This window comes from Hominibacterium faecale (genome assembly GCF_020734085.1).
GTDB classification, from domain to species: Bacteria; Bacillota; Clostridia; order Peptostreptococcales; family Anaerovoracaceae; genus Hominibacterium; species Hominibacterium faecale.
Genome location: NZ_JAJAGH010000008.1, coordinates 160,742 through 183,272, shown reverse-complemented (window position 1 = coordinate 183,272; position 22,531 = coordinate 160,742). Strand labels below are relative to the sequence as shown.

Annotated in this window: 8 protein-coding genes; all 8 read right to left on the bottom strand. The window is 51.4% G+C overall.

Going from position 1 to position 22,531, the window contains the following annotated elements; all coding sequences use genetic code 11:
• On the bottom strand, positions 1 to 1,152 hold the full coding sequence (locus LG211_RS12185) for an ADP-ribosyltransferase domain-containing protein (RefSeq protein ID WP_269477611.1): 1,152 nt from the start codon (positions 1,150 to 1,152) through the stop codon (positions 1 to 3).
• Between the two features lie 348 nt (positions 1,153 to 1,500).
• Entirely contained in the window at positions 1,501 to 9,705 is an 8,205-nt protein-coding gene (locus LG211_RS12180; protein WP_269477610.1) for a hypothetical protein, read from the bottom strand.
• Between the two features lie 24 nt (positions 9,706 to 9,729).
• Positions 9,730 to 11,046, bottom strand: a complete 1,317-nt coding sequence (locus LG211_RS12175) for a ComEC/Rec2 family competence protein (RefSeq protein WP_148395843.1) — start codon at positions 11,044 to 11,046, stop codon at positions 9,730 to 9,732.
• Positions 11,036 to 14,161 carry a hypothetical protein gene (locus tag LG211_RS12170; RefSeq protein ID WP_253019801.1) on the bottom strand — a complete coding sequence of 1,042 codons (3,126 nt, stop codon included), beginning with the start codon at positions 14,159 to 14,161 and terminating at the stop codon, positions 11,036 to 11,038. The genes LG211_RS12175 and LG211_RS12170 overlap by 11 nt, the downstream gene beginning before the upstream one ends.
• Positions 14,162 to 14,169: 8 nt before the next feature.
• On the bottom strand, positions 14,170 to 16,422 hold the full coding sequence (locus tag LG211_RS12165; RefSeq protein WP_227755326.1) for a hypothetical protein: 2,253 nt from the start codon (positions 16,420 to 16,422) through the stop codon (positions 14,170 to 14,172).
• On the bottom strand, positions 16,410 to 18,164 hold the full coding sequence (locus tag LG211_RS12160) for a Hint domain-containing protein (protein ID WP_227755327.1): 1,755 nt from the start codon (positions 18,162 to 18,164) through the stop codon (positions 16,410 to 16,412). Before LG211_RS12160 ends, LG211_RS12165 begins: the two co-directional genes overlap by 13 nt.
• A 295-nt stretch (positions 18,165 to 18,459) precedes the next feature.
• The gene (gene ppdK, locus LG211_RS12155) at positions 18,460 to 21,090 is read right to left on the bottom strand and encodes a pyruvate, phosphate dikinase (protein WP_269477609.1); all 2,631 of its coding nucleotides are present in this window, start codon (positions 21,088 to 21,090) and stop codon (positions 18,460 to 18,462) included.
• 18 nt (positions 21,091 to 21,108) lie between these two features.
• Positions 21,109 to 22,512, bottom strand: a complete 1,404-nt coding sequence (locus LG211_RS12150; protein WP_148395848.1) for a glycine--tRNA ligase — start codon at positions 22,510 to 22,512, stop codon at positions 21,109 to 21,111.
• Positions 22,513 to 22,531 lie beyond the last annotated feature (19 nt).

Below are 22,531 nucleotides of genomic sequence, written 5' to 3'. Positions count from 1 at the left end.
TTACCTCCTTAACGCCTGCTCAACTTCATCCGCCGTGTATAAACGATAATTGCTCTCTTTTGTCACATCCTTCACAAGATACTGCATACGATCCGCAAAGAGCACCTCCTTCTCATTGGGGTAAATGGACAGCTTCTCAATGACAACACCAAAGAGCGATTGGAATTGAAAACGGTAGGGCGCGCCATAGTAAAACCCGCCGGGCGAATAGCTGGTGCTGGTGTATGCTGCGTTTACTACCTTATTACCCTTTTCGTTCTCTTTCTCCCGTTCCGGCGTCATGGTCTTTTCACCTCGGTAGACTTTCCCCGCAAAGACGGCCATATTCATAAGGCCGGTATCGATCGCTTCAATAAGCGGCAGCATTTTCTTGTAGACGTCATGGTACTTCTCCTTTTCCCTGAGAGTTCCATTGATGGTCCTGAAATAATTGCTCGAATACACACAGATGGCAAAAGCCTCTCGATACGTCAGTCCTGGCGGAAGTTCTTTTTTACCGATGGTGCTGGCCGCCTGGGCAGCATAATAACTGTAGCTGTCCGGTAAATCCAGATGTTCCAGGTCGCCGTAGGCAGCGCTCAATTGGTCGAAGCGAGCCTTCAGGCTGTCTACAGATGCCTTATTGTGATACAACGTGATCTTAATCTCGGAAAACGGAAAAGCCACGCCGCACCAGTGGTAAGCTGCGTAAAACAGCATATCCATAACCTCCATTTCATCCGCACCGGCGCAGCCTGTGCAAACCAGCGGCAGTGCAACGCATATGGGCGTTTTATCGCTGCCCTGTGCCTTTTGAACAGCGGAAAACAACGTGCTTACCATGTCATAGGCGCTGGCCACACCAGCAGGTTCGTACACAGCAATCCGCCGAAAAGCCGCTCCGGAAACATCTTTGCTCACCCAGCAGGGAAAATCCGTGCGATAATCCGCCAGCTTGTCCTTCGCCAGATCAGCGACGGAAATCCCCTTTTTGAAAAGCGCCTGAATCAGCGATCCTCCTGTAGGCGAATAATCATTGGGAAAGGCCGACACACCCAAATAATCCACCTGATCTTCCGCCGTCAGCGCAGACAGATCACCGCTGACCAAGCTGACCTTTCGTTTTTCAGTCCCATAAAAGACCTCTGTCTGTTTTAATAGTGTTAATGTCATAAGCTCATACTCTCCTTTCATAAAAGTACACATTATTGATACAACATCCGGCTATATTCAGCAGCGGGCAAGTCTCAAAAAAGAAGAATTGGGAGAATGGATACAAAAAAATCAAAAGTAACTTTTTTTTGTATCTTTTTATCAGGATTGGCGGCCTTAATCCAGCGCTTTTCCCATTCCTTTCCCTAATATCCACTTACAACTGCAAAACGTTGCCTGCAACCCTTGAAATTTGATACAAAAACTTAATTATCAAAATTTTTATAATAAAAATGCCCATTCGACTAATTTCAACCCGTCACAGCCAATACTACACAGTTGCTGCCTCTCACCTCCTGCCTCATAAAACTACAAATCAAATACAATATCGTCGATTTCCATCAGCACCGCGCCGGCAGCTTCATCCGCTTCGGCCGCCGGGTATTGGCGCAGTGTCAGCTTCACATGGCAAAGACCCTTTCCTGCGATCCCTTTATCCTGCCAGCTTTTCTCCCCATGGCGGAAAAAAGCTTCTGCCGTATCCGGCGTCAGTACATGGGGAATCCGTCTGGCTAAGGGCCGGAAAAGTAGCGGTCCGTCCGTTCCACCTGCCCTCTGCCCCAAGCCCAAGAGCAGCTCTGTGCGAAGCCCTTTCGCATATCCGACCGTTTCGCCCACAAAGGCCAGCGCCCGCTCCACCGACCAGCTTCCTGCCGCGATCCGCTCCGAAAAGCGCAAAGCCGGGTAAAGCAGCTCGGAAAAGCCCATGGGCGCAGTCTCATAAATAAACTCCGGCCGCACCGTAAGCGGTTCCGTTTCCCCAGACATGGCGGAGAATACCTCATTTCGCTTCAAATAAAGGCTGCAGCTCATCGCCTGCCACGTTTTTAAAGCGATCTTCCGAAACTGTACCTGGAGCTGGAAAATGTCCGCAGGTCCGATCCGCACGTTATCTTTTTCAATGGAATACGTCATGGTATTCGGATCCGCCTCACAGACGCAGCTTTGCTGTTCACGGTCCGTTATTACCAGCGTGGGAAGCGGGATCCCCTGCGGGATATGGTGCTCCGTGATCCGGATCCGGCGCAAAAGCCCTTCCTCATACTCAGCGGCCAGCACCATCCCAGACTCAATACTTTTCCCCATGAACGTCTTTCCCCAGCAGCTGCAAATAACGAGCGACTGCTTTCGAAAATCCTCCAGTACATCTGTCAGCGGATATTCCCGGGCTTCTCCAAAAAGCAGCTCCTCGTACTCATCTTCATTGAAGATAAACTGCGCCAAAGCGGAGTAAAGGTCAGAGCCGGAATTCCCAGCTTTCATCTCTTCTGCCTCTGTATGAGTCAAGACATGGAGACGGTCCTGGGATGATAAGGCGCATTCCGTTGCCAGCTCATATTGCCAAGCCGGATTTTTATAATCGCATCCCGAGGCGGCCGCCTGCTGACCGAGAAGGCGCGGCGCGCTGGGATAACGCCTTAAAGGCACAGGCAGCACGACCGGCCTTGCATCCTCATAGCGGCTCAGGTCCACCTGCACGTATTCCCCAAATTGTTCAAAGGGCTGGAGAAAACGATACCAGGTCTGCTCCTCCCGGTCCTCCAGATGAGTGAAAACATAGGCGGCCTGTTCCATGGAAATGGAGTCCGCAGCAGCGGGATCCGCAGGATCCGCCACAAAAGTCCCATAGCTGCAATCCGTAAATTTACAGCCCAAAACGCCATGTGCGTTTTTAAGGCTTCCGTCCAGAGCATAGCGCTGCCCCAAAGACTGGGAAACCGGATAGGCCGCACAGCCCGACGCCCCATAGCCACGCCCCAAATCCTTTTCCAGATAATCTCTTAAAGCCTCAGAAGCAGCCTGGTTTGCCTCGGAATCCCCGCCTGCAAACAGGCTTTCCGTACGGCGTGCGATGGTCTGCGCCAGCTGCCGTTTCACTTCCAACAGCTCGTCAACCTGCTCGGTCACATCTTCGGCAAACAAACAGCTCAGCGCCTGGGGAGCCAGCAGCCGCTCAAAGAATCCCAGAAAACGAGCCGCCCACAGATCCAAATCAATCTGGTAATAGCTGACCGTTTCCCCGCTTTCCAATCCTGACAACCGCTGGGCTACCGTCGTAAGCTCCATGCCGCTTCTGCTCATCAAATGCACACTGAGAGGCGGAATACTGTAAAACAAACTTCGCAGATTCCCCGGTGCAGCACAGAGGGTATGCTTGGGGAAGAACGCCCCATAAAGCCCCTCGCCCAGCATCAGCTTTCCCCCGGGAACGCTGGCCTCAAAGGCAGCGCAGGAAGCTTCCAGGTTTTTATCAGGCTGGATTTTACAAGGTATTTCCCATGCCTCCGCAAGTCCTGCCGCTGCGTAACGTTGATCCCGCTTCACCGCAGCCGTGACCGCCACAGGCAGACAAAGCAGCGATTGCGGCGATTCCGGCACCGGGCATACAAAGGAAAAGGCCAGCTTCACGTCCATGGGGCGCAGTTCTTTTTGCCCTTCCTTCAAATATTGGTATAGCTGCAGCAAATAACCGGTCACCGCCTCCTTCTGCGCTTTGGTAAAGGTCTGGGATGCCGCCTCATATTCTCCAAAAGAAAGCCGCAAAGAAAAGGCCGTGTCCGCGCAGCTGTATTGATAATAGGCCCGGGCCGTCTGCTCTAAGATTCCCTGCACGGTTTGCGGCTCCGGCTCTGCGGCGCAGCGCAGACAGAGTTCTACCTGCAAAGCACGATGCTCCGCCGCGTCTTTAAAACAATAGGAAGCCTGAGTCGACGGCAGCTCAGTCAGAGCAAATAGCCGGTCATGATAGAGAATGGCAAAAGGCTCTTTCATGCGGTAATCGTCCCCGGCCGCCGTCCGGTTCCCGGCAATATCCCGAAAACCGAAGCTCAGCTCCGATTTTTGGATCGAAGCCGGAGCGTCCGGATCGTAATCCGTGGGGAGCACCCTGGTATAAGGGTTCGGCTCTGCCAAAGGTAAAGCTTGCGGCTCCCCATTTGGCTTAAGGCTGAAAACATGCGTATAATAGCTTTCTCCCTCTGCAAGCCCTTCTGTTTCCTGCGGCGTAATGGGCGGAGAATCCTCTCCGTCCAGCCGGTAAACAAACTGTCCATAGACCGTGTCCATCTGCTTTAAGGTAAAGGAGAAACCGTACTCATCGGGTTTTACTCGCTGAAGAGACTTCATTGGCAGCTCTTGGTTATCAATGATGGGAACTTCATCCGATCCCACTGTACCGGCCCCGAGGCATATGACAGGGGCGTCCGGCGCATCTTCCGTTTCAATCAAGAGGTTGATGACCGCATGGCCGTTATCCTCAAATAACTCCGTAGGCAGCGGCTTTTTTCCGATTCCAATATAGTGCCCCTCTCCTCCGATGAGCGCCATGTGGTTTAAAAGCTTCAAGGCCTCCTGCAAGTTATCAAAGGAAACGCAGTTATGATCCTCTGTCCCGTTACGATCTAGCGCCACCGGCGCAGTGGTAATTTCCGACAAATTCCGGCGGATCAGAACCAAATCCGACTGATCGTCCTCGTCCATAGAGTAAGCCCCGGCCGGCCTTGTTTCTGAGGTATTTTTCAGTTCCCGGGAAAACAGCAGACGAGTCTTTTGCAGCGCGGCGGTTCCCTTTGCCAAAGCTTGCAGCTGCGCCCTGGACTCTTCATCCACCGATACAATGGAATAAACCATATCCGTATCCCTGGCCTTGCGAATCTCCAGGCGAAGTAAAAAACAGCGGCAGTAGGACAGGGAATCCTCCTTCTTGAAATCGCAGGATTCAGCCTCGCCGCCCACACGGATATCCAGATGGGCCAGCCGGCTGAGATCGACGGGTGCTCTCCACAGGGAGAAAACCGGCTTATCCTCCTGATAAACATCCTGCTGGTCGTGGAGCAGGATGGGGCAATGCTCCTTAGAATAAAACGGCAGCAGCGACGGCTCCTTCTGAAATTGGATGTTCAGCGGGTTTTGCGGATACTTCAAATCCGCCTCCGCGATCTCAATGGTCAAATCTTCACTGTAAGCCGCATTGAGAAGCGGCCCGCCCACAGACTGCTGCACATGGAGCCTGTGAACAATACATTCCGCCGCCCTGCCCGCAGGAACAAGGCCGGTGAATTGCTGAAAGGCTGCTTCATAAAGGGGCATCCCCTCCGGCCTTGGGCCGCTCAAAAGAAAGCGGGAAACCATGCCGGATACAGCATCTGCCTGTCCCCGTATCCCATCTGTCAGTTCACTGCAAAGCACTTCCTCCCTGCCCTGCTCCTGCATCCAGGATAAGCCCCTCTGCAGTCCGGTTTTGGTGATCAGCAGAAAGTATTCACAAAACAGCTCTGCCGCGTATTCCTGCCGGCTCAAATCAAAGGAAAGGCTGCTGTAGCTTTGGTCCTCCTCAAGGGTTTCCCAGATCAGTGTCAGGATCGGCGGCAGCGGCATCGGAACATGATCGGCCTCCCCGCCGCAAGCCTCCTCCATTGCGGCTTTACGGCTGTCGGTCACAGAAAAGGCCGCTTTTTCAAACAAAAATCGAAGATTGAGCCGCAAAAGCTCACACAGATTTTCCGCGGCAAAACCGGAGCACCCAGCCTCAAGGACGGAGAGCAGCTCCTTTAACTGTCCCTGGCTGATGGAGTCCATCTGCGGCCGCTTCTGTGCTCCCAGCGCAAAACCGCAGAGAAGGTCCAAAAGATCGGTGATGGAGCCGCGCTCATAGGATGCCAGTATGGCAATCCGATGTTTTTCCCCATTGCTTCCCGCTCCTTGAAGGAGCATCGCCTCCTCCTGCGACGCCATGCGGCTCCAGACAGCCCGCCGCTCGTCCTTTGTAAAATAGGGGAGCAGCCACACTTCCAGGTCGCAGATCTCCGGCAGTATCTGCCCCGGTGTCCAGTCGTAGGAAAGCGCCTCTTCATCCAATAGCAGAAATTCTTCCTGCCAGGGAACCGGCGAAGGGCTTCCCAGCACAAAGGTATCCCGGTATGTATAAGAAAACTCGAAGGAGATTTTAAAAATCCAGATTTTGATATAGGCGCTCACCTCAAAGGATGCCTCCAGCGCCACCTCGGTCGCCTTCCCCGACTCCAAAAGCGCCGTGACCGCAACCCTGGCGTAGAGCCTGAATCCGGCTTTGATGATGAAAAAATCGATTTCACCGGCAATTTCTCCGGCAATAATCACGGTACCCCGGCACCGATAATAAGTGGCCGTCACCTTTCCGTCCGCCGACACAAAGCGGGCAAAGACGCCTTCAAAGATCCCGGAGAGCTCCAGAGAGGCGGAAAGCTTTAGAATCCCAAGGGACAGCCGCTTTCCCACACCGACGGTGATGCCAATGCCCAGTTCAATGACCGGATCAAAATAGCCTTTTTTAGTATCCGGCGCGTTGGCGGACGTATCCCCGTTCAAATAACCAAAGTAGAAGCCTCCCCTGCCATAAAAAATCCCGTAGGACAGGGCAAAAGAAAGGGAAAAATCGTCGTTTTCCGGGAAACCGAAATTGATCTTGAAATTTCCGTTGGTGTAAACCCAGACCTCGATGCTGGGCAGGCTCACCGATAAGGCTCCAAAATCCATGTTGCGAATGCAGTCGGGAAGGGTAACATTGGCATAAAACACACCGATGTCCTCAGTCACCTTGCGGTAATAAATGGTCAGATCCAGCCCTTTAAGCGGTACCAGATCGTTATTCAGCACCTTTGCCTGGATTCCGTACAGCACCGGATCATAAAACAGAATTCCTGCTTCCAAAAACTCCAGCACCGTAAACCTGGCTCCCACAAACCAGCCGTAGGAGTCGTCGTAAATCTTAGTCGGCAGCTCAGCCGTTTCCTTCACATGCTCCCGGCATATATCCAGAAGGGCAAAGAGGCTCTGATCCGCCGCGCCCTGCAGCCCCAGATCGATGTGCCTGCCAAGGCCAAAATATTTCAGCTCAAACTTCTTTTTCTCCTGAGCCGATACCGGGCCGGGAGCGGAATCGTGAAAAGCATCCCAAAGATAATAAGCCCCGCCGCTATCCAGCATTCGGCCGCCGCTGGCCTCAATGGGAAGAATCGAATCATATTTAACAAGAATATGGAATTTGGCTTCCTTGTCGCCCTCCCGCTTAACGTAGGTAAATCCCACCTCCTGAATCTGCAGAATCAACAGATCGATATCCATCGGCAGGGTCACGGAAATATCTCTGGTCGCCGTATCGAAAAGAATGTGGATTTCCGGAAAGCCGATGCGGTTTAAAAGATCCCACGGCTTTTGCAGCTTAAAATTCACATTGGGCCGCAAAACCCGCATCAAGGCCCGCAGGATTCCTCCGATGGTGAAATTTTTTAACAGAATTGTCAGAACGCCGCCTTCCTCTTCCGCAGAAAGCCTGGCCCTCTCGTAGGCGTGGTTCGTCTCATAGAAGGCCTCCAGTTCCAGGCTGTCAAAGAGCACGGAAAAGAAATACTTTTTTGACCCGTCTTCCAGCAGATGGATTTTTGCCTGGAAGCGGAAATACTGGATCAAAAGCTGGCCCTCAAGGAGAATATCGGGATTTTCCGCCTGGGCGGCTTTCGCAATTCGTCCCCGCACGGAAATAGTCAGCTTGGAACCAAAGATGGGAAAGCCCGCTGTAATGCTGCAGTCAAAGAGGTAGCTCCCGTCGGTGCAGCAGCGAATATCCAGCCGGTCTACATCCAGTTCCAGAGAAAGGCTCCATCCGGTGATGCTGTTGATGATTTCAGCAAGAGGAATGTTTCCTTCCCGCAAAGCCGCCTCAAAGGTCCAAATGCCTTTTTCTGTATCTTCCGTTTTCTCATAAGAAGCCATAAGGGCCAGGTCAAAGCTGGAATCCAGAGTAAATCGCAGGACTCCATGCAGGCCGATTCCTGTATTCTGAGGAGAATAATTGAGATAGCCGCCAATTTCCTCTACGGTAAAGGTCAGCTTCCCCGCGTTGAATTTCAGCGCCGCCGAAGTGTCCAGGTTCAAAATGATTTGCATCTCCTGATCTTGAAGGCTTCCTTCTCCTAAGAAATATATGACCTTGATGTCCCCACTCCCAGGCAGCATGGCAAAACCGGGATTCCAGTCGGCCGCGTCGCTGTCCGGCGCAGTAATGGAGGTCCCGATGGGAGGCGCCACTTCCATACGGAAGAATTGGCTTTCCAGGTCGATTTGCAGGATAAGCCCGGGTAGGGAAAGCTTAGGCGGGCTTGCTACTACATGGGAAAACAGAACCATTCCCTCTGTTCCTTCTTTTAGATCTGTTTCATCCTCGGGTTCTTCCGGGTCTCTCAGATCCTGATAAATTCCAAGATCGAAATTGATGTTTTGCGGATGAAATACCTGAAGATCCGCCTCCGTCAAACAGCCTTCTATCTCTGTCTCATATTCTGACAGTTCAAATGGCATGGTTTTTTTGAATCTTGGCTTTACCACATAATTGATCCTGAAATAAATCATTTCCAGCTCATAGCACCCAGTATCTTCATTCAATAAACAGTAAAGGGACATGGCCATGTCTTTGATTTCATCAATACGATTACCAAAACTCAGGTACCAATACTCAACCCATTCTTCTACATCCTTGATAAACCTGCCCGGCATAAGACCGAGAATATGGCACAAAAATGCATCATCCGCACGGTAGAGCATACGGTATGGCACATGTTCGCAGCACATACTCAGAAGGCAAAGCTCCTTCGGGCTTTCCCGCATAAAAGAGCACTCCGCCCCATAAGGCACTTCCTCTGATGATTTTCCATTGGGGAGCAGAAAAACAAATCCAAAACAGACTTCTGTGACATAAGCTGTTTTTTGAATTTTCTCAGCATAATTATCGAAATTACTATCATCAACGATATGGGTATTGATCCGCAGATAATACCGATCCGGGACAAATACCCCGTTTTCCGTAGCCATGACAAAACACTCCCCGGGGAAAGGAACGCTCTTTGCAGTCACATCCAACCGACACAGTGGATCATCTTTGCTGGAATAATAAAACGCGCCCTCCATAAGCCACTCGGCGGGAGGCTCTATCTTGGACATAAATTTTTTTACTTCAGACCACAGTTCTTCGCAAGCGCTGAGATCAAAAATAGCATTCCAGATATAGGTGCTGCCATGGACATTCAAGTTGTGTTCATCCACCTGCAAATCCATTTTTTTGATGGCTGCATCCTTCAGCATGGAGTCTTCCGTGTATTCCAAGTACCCCTCGTCTGCAATCCGCAAGCTTACAAAACTTTCGGCAAAGGCAGGAAACGGGATCGGCTCTCCTTCATAGGACAAATAAAAGGCCAAACTCCCTTTCTCTATATCTTCTATTTTGATCTTCAGCTTGAAAGGAATATCGTGAATCTCAGCAGTACCCAAAACAGCCATTTCCGGTTCAAAATCACCCTCTATATATTCCAGAGCATCCAGAAAGCCTTCCCCGTTTTTCTCAGGGTAAAAGAGTATCTCCCCCACACCAAGCCTGTTGAGCATCCTGTACAACGTCCAATGTGTGTCAAATGTCAGTCTCACAAAATGTTCCTGGGAATTGTAGTTTTTTCTCAAGAGCTTGATCAATTCATACTTGTTCACTTGGTCACCTCATTTCGACCATCCTTACAGAATCTGGCTGATTACACTGTTAAAGACTCCGTTTTCCACCTCGCTGATCAGGCTGTAAAACTGATGGTCTGCAGCCGGCAGATTGGTAATGCGGAACGCTCCGCCTTTCGCAGAGGTGTAAGACACCAGCGGCTTGGAAAACGGCGGGTCCGGAGGCCGTGGCTGGGTGCGGGTGATGATCGTATGGGCCGTATAGGCCGCCTTTGTGCTGTCAATCGTAAAAAGGCCGTAGCTGGGAAATCCCCCTGCGGGTGCCGGTATGGGCACGCCGCCTCCATCCAGCCGGACCCGAAAGCCAAAATTCTCATGGTTCGCCGCGGCATCGGCGTGGGCTGAAAAAATATCGAAAACATCCATGTTGGGGTGTGAAAAGCGTTTGGCATTGTAATGGGCGCTGGCAAAAACATGGGTAGCCGCTACCGTATCCGCAAAAGTAGTCGCCTGGGCCAGCTGGTCTGCCAGCGTATCGCGATTGGTCATCTTACCATCGGGGCAGGCGGTTCTCACCGCCCCATGGTGGGGCAGCATGAGCACTTTTTTTGCAGCGTTGAGGAATGTATACTTGGCGCTGAATTTATCCAGCCGCTTATTCATGTAAGCGAAGGTGTCATCCGTAGCATCTCCCGTAAACAGGAACGCGAAATGTCCTCCCTGGGGATGTATGTATTCAGCGACGATCACCGCCGAATTTCCATTGATATAAAGGTCATCGCCGTTCTTAAGGGCAGGCAGGCTGCGATTTGCCAGAATCCGAAACCGCAGTTCGTCTTGATTGCCGGTTGTCCCTTTAAAGTCCAGAAAATTGCAATCCTTTTGCACGTATCCGTCGATAACGGAAAAAATTCGGATATTGTTGCAGATCTTTTTCAAAGCGACCGCCATTTTCCTCGCAATGGACGAAAGGCCCGCCACACCGGCTCCCCCTGTAAAAACGTTTTTTTTCGCATTGAATTTCTTAGCTGTCCCTCCGATGAGCACCGTCCCGATCCGCTGCAGAGGGCCGTCCTGGCGTTCGCCTGTAAGCCTGATGATCTTGTTAATGTGGTCCTGGTCCAGATGGCTCAAAACCAGCGCTGACAAAGCGCCGTTGTTCTGCCTTATTTTGCGTTCGATATAATCAAGGGCAATGGGCCTGTCCGGTTCGTTTGGCGCATGGGCCGGTTTACCGTCTTTGCCAAAGGTGCCGCAGTCGATGAGGACCAGGCCCTTGAACACCGGGTTGGCTGCCGTGGCGTCAGCTTTGTTTTCGTAAACCTCCACCAGATTGGACATTCCCTGGCCGATATAAAGTCCGGTCACTTTAATATACATGGTTCTTCTCGCCCTCCTTTTCATACGCCGCGTACCACCCCAGCTTGCCGTCCCTGTTGGGTCCGGGAAAAAGATAAATATCATTATTGCCGCTGGGAAAAGTATATTTGAGAAACTTCAGGGAAAAATCCCGGAAATGGAGATAAAATTCACCGGCTGCAGAACGTTTCAGCTCCACAGCATCAAAACCGAGGGACAAGATGCCTTCCAGCGGGACCATGCCGCTGACACCCTGAAAATTGCCTAGCTTTGCTCCGATGTACCCGCTGGCCGTCCCGGTGGTGACACCGCCGTCTCCCTGACGATCCACCGCTCCCACGCTCCAGGCCGTCAAAAGGGAAAGCTTTAAATTGCTGGCTGTCGACAAAGCGCCCAAGTCGCCCAGATCGATCTGCCAGCAGACCGCAGACCAAGTATCCGCAAGGGCTTCCTGATGGATACCTTCTGCCTGAATCCCCGCATAGCCCAGAGACTCCGGCGTAACGCCCGCCGAACCGGTGAGAAAATCCGTCACATGGATCGGAAACTGCTCTGCCAGCGATCCGGCTCTGGGCACGCTGTTCTCATAATGGTATTTCATGGTACCCGTGTGAACGGCGATGCTACCCTTTTTCTCCAACAAAAGCAGATCGGAAAAGACCAGGCCGGTATCCTCCTTTCCGCTTTCTGTTTCCATCGCCTTGGGATCCGGCTTAGGGTCTCCGTAGCTCAGCACATCGGAATCCAGCAGCACGAATTTCAGCCGCCCTGCCAGGAAAAAGGAGGCCCGCTCTTCTGCCGCCGAGGAGGTCAGGGTAACCTTGTCCACGCAAAGACCACTGTAGAACGCATTGTCTGTAAAATACTCGATCCGCTCCGCAAGCTCAAATAAATAATCGCTGACTCCCGGCGCGTCCTGATTCTCTGCCATTCTACCTGTAACAATCATATAATTTCCGCAGGACCCACCCACCGCGAATAGGGGGGAGCCGAGAAAATATTGCAGTGTCAGCGAGAGGCGGCAGGAAAAATCAAAGACCTGGGACTGACGGAATACAACCTGCAGCTGGTCCAGCTTGTAATAAAACTCCCAGGGTTCTGTCAAAATCGGATGCTCCGGGTCTTCATAAGCGATGATCCCGCTGATCTGACCCGGGCTTAAAATGCCTTTTTCGTCCAGACTTCTGCTCTCGAAGATCATGTGATGGGCCAGCAGCTTCCCGCCCTCCCGCAGGCGCAGCAAGAATTTCAAATTATCCGGCAGCTGATTTCCTTCCACGGGAACGGAAAAAGCGATGGTCCCGCACCATAGCGGGTCCTCTAAAATGGCCCGAAGATCGTCGAAGGCGGCATTTTCCTTATCAACCTCGTCCAGCTCCTTGAGGATCGCCTGCAGAGATGCGGCTCCCTTTCCCCTCAAATCTCCGGTATCGGGCGGATAAGACCATTCGGCGGGAGCATCAGCAAGGGCCCGTATGGATTTATGGGAGGTGTATTTTAAAAGCAAGAAGGTCTGATTATCCTTCCAACCAGCGCTATCCAGAGAAAAGGTCCAGCCGTCGAGGGAAAGAGGCGGTGATTCCGGCATGACCGAGGCGTATTTGGAAAATTCCTCTGGGTTATCAATAACCAAAAAAGCATGGGAAGCCAAAAGCGCCTGCTTCAAAAACCCGGAAACCTTGGCAAAACGGAACTTCTCACAGAATTCCAGCGTGTCAAAGTAATCCTTCCCCGGTGTCTGCGTGAGATAAAGCCCCTTGGTGCTCAAAACCTTCATTGCCTCTCCCATTCCATCCAAAGACAGCGGCCGCGCGCCTAACAGCCGGTTTCGGAGAGCCGCCAGCCGCCGTTCATCGAGGGCTTTCATCGCATCATACGCCTGCTGCTTTTTTGCCGCCCCGTGCTGCCCGCCGGATGTTCCCACAGGGAGAAGGGGGAAACAATCGTCCTTTCCGATCTTCTGAAAGGGAATCTCCGCATAATCCAGGACCCCCGCCTCATTGCTCATGGCATAAAAAGCGCAGTCCTGAGCCTGGGAATAATAGGTTCCCTTTTCCAAAGCAACGTAAGCCGTATCGCCGCTGGGCAGGCCGGACGCAAAAGACTGCTCTTGCAGCGGAAAATAAGCCTGTTTGCCGCTGATGAAAAAGAGACGGCTGTCCGCCTCAAAGTCCACATACTCCTGGCCGCTGAGACCCGCGCACAGACTGCCCGCCGGACTTTTTATGGTAAAAGCGCCGTCAAAGGTCAGATAATACCGGTACGAGGGCAGCTTAACCTCCGTCCTTCTTCTGGAAAAGACCAGCTTTGCCTCCCGTTCTTCCGTCTCCAGCTCCAGGTTCTCAGGTGATAGATAGATTGGAAAATTAGTGCGCCATCGGCCTTTGGGGAGCCAGAAAAAGCTGCGTTCTTTATCCAGCGGATTCAGCACATCCAACCGGACCTCCAGCTCTGTGATCGGAAAATCCGGTTCCAGCACCTGGTCAAAGAAAGCATCGATTTCCCGCCCGCGGGCAGGTGCTTCTCTCTGCAAGCCGTACCAGATTCCGGCCCGCAGGCTCTCCATGGTAATCGCCCCGGCCGCAGCGAAGGAAAAGCATCCCGCGCTTTGTCCTTCCATCAGCAGCAGACAGCGCTCCATTCGGCACGCCAGGCCGCCGTCCCGCAAAAACTCCGCTCCATAATCGGCCCCGCCGGATCCCGGCGCAGCAGCGCTGATCTGGAGCTGCTCGTCGCCGTCCTGCCCGGCCAATACGGAAAGGAAGCTGTTCTTTTTCAGTTCCAGAGCATACTCGCCAATGAAAAAGGTTACGCTTTTTCCCAGACTAAAAACACCGCCGGCCGCCCCAGGCTTCAGGGGCAGCCGCTGCCAGTTTTCCCTCGGCAAAATGTCCTTTTCTATGAAAACCAGAAAGCAGCCCGGCTGCTCTGTCCCATGAACATCTAAAGCCTCTTTCAGTTTTTTTAATGCCTCTTTTTCCACCGGCCGCCCGGTAAAGACCAGCACAAAATCCGTCTTATGAAACCCGTCGGTAAGGGAAAGGGGCTGTCCCTGTCTGGTGTGGAAAAATACTTTATCCCCGCAGCTGTCATGGGCATAAAGATAAGCTTCTCCTGTCTCCTTCCACTGGCACATCTCATCACCTACTTCCAGCTTATTACATCACCGGGATACAAATAAAAGTCGCCGCTCCAGCTTCCTGTCATGTGGAACGTATACACCGGCAGACCACACCGGTAAACAGCCGGCTCCTGCCGCGGCTCCAAAAGTCCGGTCAGCGGCGCAAGATCGCAGAGGGTACTGCCCAGTGGCATCTGATGGAGAAAGCCATTGACGGTGACCGGCATACATGGCGTAAGCTGGGTCCTGCCCCGCAGATAAACAGCCGATGCTCCCGATTCTGGCACCCCGGTCTTACGGAAAGCGGAAAGATTTGCTGCCAAAGCCTTGTAGCTGGAAGCGGACAGAACCGCGGGATTTTTACATACCTGGGGAGCCCCCTCTTTTTCAGCAGATGGGAAATGATCCGGGTAGAGAATGCCCGCGTATTCCCTGGCGATTCCGCAAGCGTTCAAATCCGTAACGCTTCCGCCGCCAAAGGCGCACAGACCGCTTTCCATGGTTGGCTGCTCTAAGTCTTCTACATAGTCCCCTTCCGAAAGCAGGGTGACAAATGGATCCAGGCAAAGCTTGCCTTTTTTCCGGCTGACAGGCGCGTATTTGGTGCCGGTTCCCGTATAGCCGTTGACATACAAGGCCGCCCCCGTATCCCCCACATACTGGTAGGTTTGCTGGTCCGCCTTTATGGTCAGCCCAGGAAACAGCTCCACGAAATTGTTATCCAAGTGACCGTGGTAATATAAAAATTCCTCCATGGACTGGGGAAGATAGTCCTCTGCCAGGCCGCGGACAGCGAGAATCTGCCCAGCCGTAAAAGCCTTTTCCTCCATCTCAATTAAAAACCCTTGAAAGTCCTCTTTAATCGCCTGGCGCACGGCTTTATCGGAAAAGTCCCATGCCTCCTTAGCGATTTCTAGGACGTAACCGCTGTCTTTGGATAAAAGCTTAAAATAGGTTTTTGAAAGCTCGGTCTTGATCCCCAGCCCGCTATCCAGGGCAACGGTGATCGCCCCGCTCTGGTCCAAATTCGGTGTCTGGCTTTTGCAGATGCAGGGGGACGCATCACCGAAGAGATAAAAGGCCGGATGAAGTCTGTTTTGGGCCGGGCAGGCCTTCCCCTGGGAAATGCCGCTGGTATAGGAAAAAGCCACCGGGCTGCCTGTATCCAAGGGCAGAGATACCAGCTCCTCCCCTCCCTTTAGGTCCGGTGAAAGGGCATATGTTTTCTCCTTGGCAGCAGCTGCCATGCCATGGGGAAAGCCGCAGTTTCTTCGGAAATGGAAGCAAACCGTATCCGCTGCCGTGTAATGGCATTTTACCGGCTCCGGTACAGAAAGCAGCAGCCTTACCGGCATGGAGGGCAGGGATAGAACCTGATCTTTTTCAACCTGAAATCGAACAAAAAAGCCGCCCTCTGTTCCGACAGAAAAAGCGCCCTGAGGTATGGAAATGGTGTAGCTCCCGTCAGCCAGAGCGTCGACTTTGGCCTTGCTCCACAAAAGCGTGCTTCCCGCGTACAGAAAGACCGCCAGCTTTCCGCCTTTCCAAAACCCGCCGGGAGCGGAAAGGGAAAAGGAGCGCTCTGCGGCCGTATCCGCTGTCGCCTCCAGCCTGGTAAATTCAGGCCGGGGCAGATGCACTGCGCAGAAGTCCGCAGGCTGGTAATGAACCTTGGTTTTCTCAATCCGGTTTTCCGCTCCCAGAGTTAAGGTATAGTCTTCCAATGCCGGCAATCCGTGCTCCTTAAAACGGATTTGGCATGCATATGGGACCAGCTCTACTGTTTTTTGAATAGACTGTTCGGTATTTGTCAGGGAAACCTGCACCAGATCGGTGATCATGCCGGGAAAGGCGTAATCTACTTCGATAGCTGCATCCTTTAACACCCGTACCTGATTTAACTGAACCGGCGCTGTGGAAAATACGGGAATTTTCTTGTACGCCGCCGGGTTGTCAGAAGGCGCCACACCGATATAATACTGGGCGTCATCGGATACGGTTCTGGTAATGGTGCCGGAGGTTCCTGTCACCGCAACTGTTTCACCTACCAGTTCTTCATAGCGAAACACAGCCAGCTGGTAAGTAGTCACCCCCTTTTGCGGGCTCCAGAACACCTGGTAGGACCCTTCGGTGCCTGCGATCTTGCACAAAATCTTTGTTATATCAGGAGGCAGAGCCGGATCGCTGACCGCTCCATTCCCTTCGTCCGTGCCATCGCCCCAATCTAATCTTACCGCTTGGTCATCGTAATTTTGGTCCGCTTTTACTTTTTCCATAAGATCACACTCCTGTCCGGTCCGCGAAAATATCGTTCTACTGCGGCTACATCGGTTTCCCAGCTCACTGGGAGGCCGTTTTCTTGCCGCTTTTCTTCAAGGTCCAGTTCCGCAGCGTATCCCTGCATCTGGTTATCGCCCACAGCCAGACCATTGGCGTAAAACACGCCTTTCTCCACTGGGATCCGCTCTCCGTTTGCAGATTCCAACTCCAGATTGTACACCGTATTATCATCCACCACGGCCAATTCCAGGGAACGGATGGGGACAAATTCTCCGTCCTGCCGCTTGAGACGCTGATGGAAGGCCACGTTTCCATGATCATCAATATAGGACTTTATGCGCAGCAGGGCGCGGACCCCCTGGTCGGTGATCAGCGGGTGCTCCCCGGTAAGAGAAAGCTCCATAGCTTTTTCGCCATCCTTGCCCGCTGTCAGCTTGTAAACGCCCTTCCGTTCCGTTCCTGTGACCAACTCCCGGACACGCAGCGGGCCGCCGTCCGAATACACCAGGTCGCCCGCTTTCATATTCTGAATCTTTTTCACCGACTGATCGGCCATTGTAATCAAGGTGTCCCGGCAAAGGCAGCCCCAGTATAGTTTGATGGGTGCGATCGGTTTATCTTCCCCCTCAGGGATTTCTCCGGTATAGACCATCATGTGATAAACGTCCTCGGATCCGGCCACCTGATAGCTGACCGTAAGCTGATAGTCCGCCTCCAGAATTTCCATGATCGGCAGCGGATTTTTGGCCTGCCAGCGGGCGTTCTTAAAGTCCCACTGAAAGCCCGGAAGTTTAGTATCAGGATCAATATAGATGGAGAAAAACTGGGAAAAATCTTTATCCGGCTCGTTTTCAAAGGCAGCCAGTCCGCCTCCGCTCTTGCGTACCAGGGAAAGGGTTGAAGAAGATCCGGGGCTCCAGACACTCAGGGCTTTCACGAAGCGCTGATTCTTATCCGCAAAGACCGCCTGCCCCCGGCTGGGTATGTAAAAATCACCCTGCGTATAATAGAGCAGATAATCATACGCTTCCAAAGAACTGGGCGCCCTATCATAGCAGACAATGATAAACTCATCTTGCTTTTCCGCCTGTTCATGTTTTTTCACCGGATCCAGCACATGGATCTTGGAAAGCATGTCAAAGTTTTCGGCAAAGGAAGCAAATTCCAGGGTCTTTACCTTGAATCGTAAAATGTCGTCCTGACCGATAAAACAAGCCGTCATGAGGATCCCTCCAGGCTCTTTCAAAAGGGATTTTGGCGAAATCTCCAGCCAGGCGTCAACATTTTGTTCCGCAGGAAAGGAAAAAGAAGGAATTCCTTCTTCGATAAGAACCGGTATTCCTTCCTCCAAGGCATAGTAATCCACTTCCAGCGCCATCTCCCAGATGGGATGGACAGCTGTAGCACCGGCAGCGATCCGGTAGTTTCCTGCTTTCTGCTCCACGTTCTTTACAAAAATCCCGTCTGACCAGCCGTCTGACAGGTCGTCCCCCGTCACCCGGCGCAGGCCTTTTTCTCTGGCGATTGCACCAGTACGTTCCATACAGGAAACAGTGCATGGAAAGTTTTCCTTTGTCATGCCAGCAAAAAAATCCCGCATATATTGGGCGTGGCTCTCCTCCAGCGGTGATAGATAGCACGCTCCGTCCGATGCAGAGCGGGCGAGACGGATGATTTTTTCTTTGCGGGCAAGCTGCTGCGGTGTGCTTTTCAGTAATTGCTGATTTTTGATAAGCATTGGGAGCCTCCTTTGGTAATGATAAATTCAGTCTATTCTTTTGAGCAAAAATTGTCAATGTTTTCAGAACATTCTAATCATTTTGACCCAAATTTCGTCAATTGGTTGTTTTTCTTGTCATTTTTCCTTTTGTCTGAGGTTGGCAATGTACACACCCGCAAGGAGATCACCGCGACCAGCAGCATGATGTAACCCGGCGGCGAAAAAATAAAACCGTTTGCTCTATGTAACAAGCAAACGGTTTTATGTTTTAAGTCACTCTAACTTAATGATCCTTCTTCTACTACAAAGGTTCCTATTTTTCAGCTTTCACAGCTGCCTGCGCGGCTGCCAGCCGTGCAATTGGCACTCGGAACGGGGAACAGGATACATACTGAAGTCCGATGTTGTGGCAGAACTCGATGGATTTTGGATCTCCGCCGTGTTCGCCGCAGATGCCCAGCTTAATGTTGGGTCTGGTGGCTTTACCCTTTTCAACCGCCATCTTCACCAGCTGGCCTACGCCGACCTGGTCGATGGACTGGAACGGATCATCGTCAAAGATGCCCTTGTCTCTGTATTCCCGAATGATCTGGCCCGTATCGTCTCTGGAGAAACCAAAGGTCATCTGTGTCAAGTCATTGGTACCGAAGGAGAAGAATTCCGCTTCTTCTGCGATTTCGTCAGCTGTCAGAGCTGCTCTTGGGATTTCAATCATGGTTCCGATCAGGTAATCGAATTTCACGCCTTCCCGTTCCATAACCTTTTCTACTGTCTGAACAACAGTTGCTTTGACGTCAGCCAGTTCTTTCTTCAGGCCTACCAGCGGAATCATGATTTCCGGAACAATATCCAGGCCCTGTTCTTTTCTTACTTCGATGGCTGCCATGATGATGGCTTCCGCCTGCATCTCGGCGATTTCCGGATAAGTAACGGCAAGACGGCATCCACGGTGTCCCAGCATTGGGTTGAACTCGTGGAGTTCTTCTGTCTTTTTCGCCAATTTTTCATATGGAACATTGATCTGGGCAGACAGCTGTTTGATTTCTTCGTCTGTATGAGGCAGGAACTCGTGAAGCGGCGGATCCAGCAGACGGATCGTTACCGGTCTGTCACCCATTGCTTCATAAATGCCCTTGAAGTCGCTCTTCTGATAAGGCAGCAGGAAGGACAAAGCTTCTCTTCTTTCTTCTTCCGAGTCTGCCAGGATCATTCTTCTTACAGCCGGAATACGTTCTTCTTCAAAGAACATATGCTCAGTTCTGCACAGTCCAATTCCTTCTGCCCCAAAATCAACGGCCTGTTTGGCATCTCTCGGGTTGTCAGCATTGGTTCTGATTTTCAGGGTTCTGATTTCATCGGCCCACTGCATAATCGTGCCAAAGTCGCCGGACAGTTCTGGCGGAACCGTCTTGATCTGACCCTTCAGCACTTCGCCGGCCGTACCGTCCAGAGAAATGTAGTCGCCTTCTTTGAACACGTCTGATCCGATGGTCAATGTTTTTACTTCTTCATCTACTTTGATTTCCGCGCATCCTGATACGCAGCATTTTCCCATGCCTCTGGCAACGACGGCCGCATGAGAAGTCATACCGCCTCTTGCAGTAAGGATACCTTCTGCTGCAACCATGCCAGCCAGGTCTTCCGGAGAAGTTTCCAGTCTTACTAAGACCGCAGGATTACCGTTTTCTACAGCAGCTACCGCATCGGCAGCATTGAAGTAAATCTTTCCTGTAGCAGCGCCCGGGGATGCGGGAAGTCCTTTGGTCAGTCTTTCTGCAGCAGCCAGCTCTGCGTCATCGAATTTCGGGTGGAGCAGCTGGTCGATCATAGCCGGTTCCAGTCGGGTAACAGCCGTTTTCTTGTCGATCAGACCTTCTTTTTCCATGTCTACGGCAATCTTTACCGCAGCTGCAGCTGTCCGTTTACCGTTTCTTGTCTGAAGCATGAATAGTTTATTTCTTTCAACGGTGAATTCCATATCCTGCATGTCTGTATAATGCTTTTCCAACAGTTCTGAAATTCTTGTAAATTCTTTATAGACTTCCGGGAAAGCTTCCGCCATCTCTGCGATCGGCTGCGGGGTACGGATACCGGCTACTACGTCTTCGCCCTGGGCGTTTACCAGGAATTCGCCGAAGAGTTTCTTTTCGCCGTTGGCCGGGTTTCTTGTGAAAGCAACGCCGGTGCCGGATGTATCTCCCATATTGCCGAATACCATAGACTGTACATTTACTGCAGTACCGATGCTGCCCGGGATGTCGTTGAGCTGTCTGTAAAGGATAGCTCTTTCGTTATTCCAAGAACGGAATACGGCCATAACCGCTTCCATCAGCTGATCCTTCGGCTCCTGCGGAAAGTTTCTTCCCATTTCTTCTTTTACTAATTTTTTATAATTGACAATGATGTCCTGCAAATGTTCGGTCGTCAGGTCCACGTCAAATTCGCAGCCTTCCTTTTCCTTCTTGGAATCGAAAATGGCATCAAACTTTGTTTTTGGAATTTCCATGACAACATCGCCGAACATCTGGATGAATCTTCTGTAGCTGTCATAAGCAAATCTCGGATTTTCAGTCAGCTTTGCCAGTCCTTCAACCGTGTTGTCGTTGAGACCAAGATTGAGGATGGTATCCATCATACCAGGCATGGAAATCTTTGCGCCGGAACGAACAGATACCAGCAGCGGATTTTCCACACTGCCGAACTGCTTTCCGGTCACATGTTCAAGATCGGAAAGTTTCTCAAAGATATCAGCTACGATGTCGTCTGCGATAGTCTGATTTTCTTCATAGTAGCGGTTGCAGGCTTCAGTCGTTACCGTAAATCCAAACGGTACAGGCAGGCCAATTTTGGTCATTTCCGCAAGATTAGCACCTTTTCCGCCCAACAGGTCTTTCATATCCTTTGAGCCCTCATTGAACGAGTAAACAAACTTTTTCTTTTCCACTTTTTAAATCTCCCTTGCTTAAAAAATTAGTTTTTCTTCTATATAGCTTTTAACCTGTTCTACAGGAATTCTAACTTGTTCCATCGTGTCTCTATCGCGGATGGTCACGCAGCCGTCTTCAGCCGTATCAAAATCCACGCATATACAGAATGGCGTACCGATCTCATCTTCTCTTCTATAACGTTTTCCAATGGATCCGGAAGCGTCATAATCGACGGTGAAATATTTGGACAGTTCCTCGTGGATCGGTTCTGCGATCGGCGCCAGCTTTTTGGCCAAAGGCAGCACCGCAGCCTTGAACGGAGCCAGCGCCGGATGAAAGCGAAGTACGGTTCGAACGTCTTCTTTTCCCTTGCTGTCGGTCAGCACTTCTTCATCATAAGCGTCTACGAGGAAAGCTAACGCCACACGGTCAGCACCCAAAGACGGCTCAATGCAGTAAGGTACATATTTTTCGCCGGTCTCAGAATCCACATAGTTCATTTCCTGTCCGGAATGTTCAATGTGCTGTTTCAGGTCGAAGTCGGTCCGGTCGGCGATTCCCCACAGTTCGCCCCAGCCGAACGGGAAGAGGTACTCAATGTCGGTCGTAGCGTTGCTGTAATGGGAAAGTTCTTCTTTTTCGTGGTCCCGCAGACGGATATTTTCGTCTTTCATACCCAGATTCTTCAGGAAGTTGACACAATAGTCCTTCCAATAGGAGAACCATTCCAAATCCGTTCCCGGAGCGCAGAAAAATTCCAGCTCCATTTGCTCGAACTCTCGGGTTCTGAATGTGAAGTTGCCCGGAGTAATCTCGTTTCTAAAAGATTTTCCAATCTGAGCGATGCCGAACGGAATCTTTTTTCGAGACGTTCTCTGCACGTTTCGGAAATTTACGAAGATACCTTGAGCTGTTTCAGGTCTTAAAAAGAGTTCCGATTTGGAATCCTCCGTTACACCCTGAAAGGTTTTGAACATCAGGTTGAACTGGCGGATTCCTGTAAAATCCTGCTTTCCGCAGTCCGGGCATTTGATGCCCTTTTCCTGGATGAATGCTTCCAGCTTTTCATTGGACCATCCGTCCACAGTAATGTCGGTGATGCCCTCATCTTTTAGGTATTCTTCGATCAGCTGGTCGGCTCTGAATCTGGATTTGCAAGCCTTGCAGTCGATCAAAGGATCCGCGAATCCTCCTACGTGGCCGGAAGCCACCCAAGTCTGCGGGTTCATGAGAATCGCTGCGTCCAGTCCTACGTTGTACTTGGATTCCTGCACAAACTTTTTCCACCAGGCCTTTTTTACGTTGTTTTTGAATTCAACGCCCAGGGGGCCATAATCCCATGTATTGGCCAGGCCGCCGTATATTTCGGAGCCCGGATACACGAATCCCCGGTTTTTGGCCAAAGCAGTAATTTTGTCCATCGTCACTTCTTTACTCATTGCTGTTTACTTACCTACC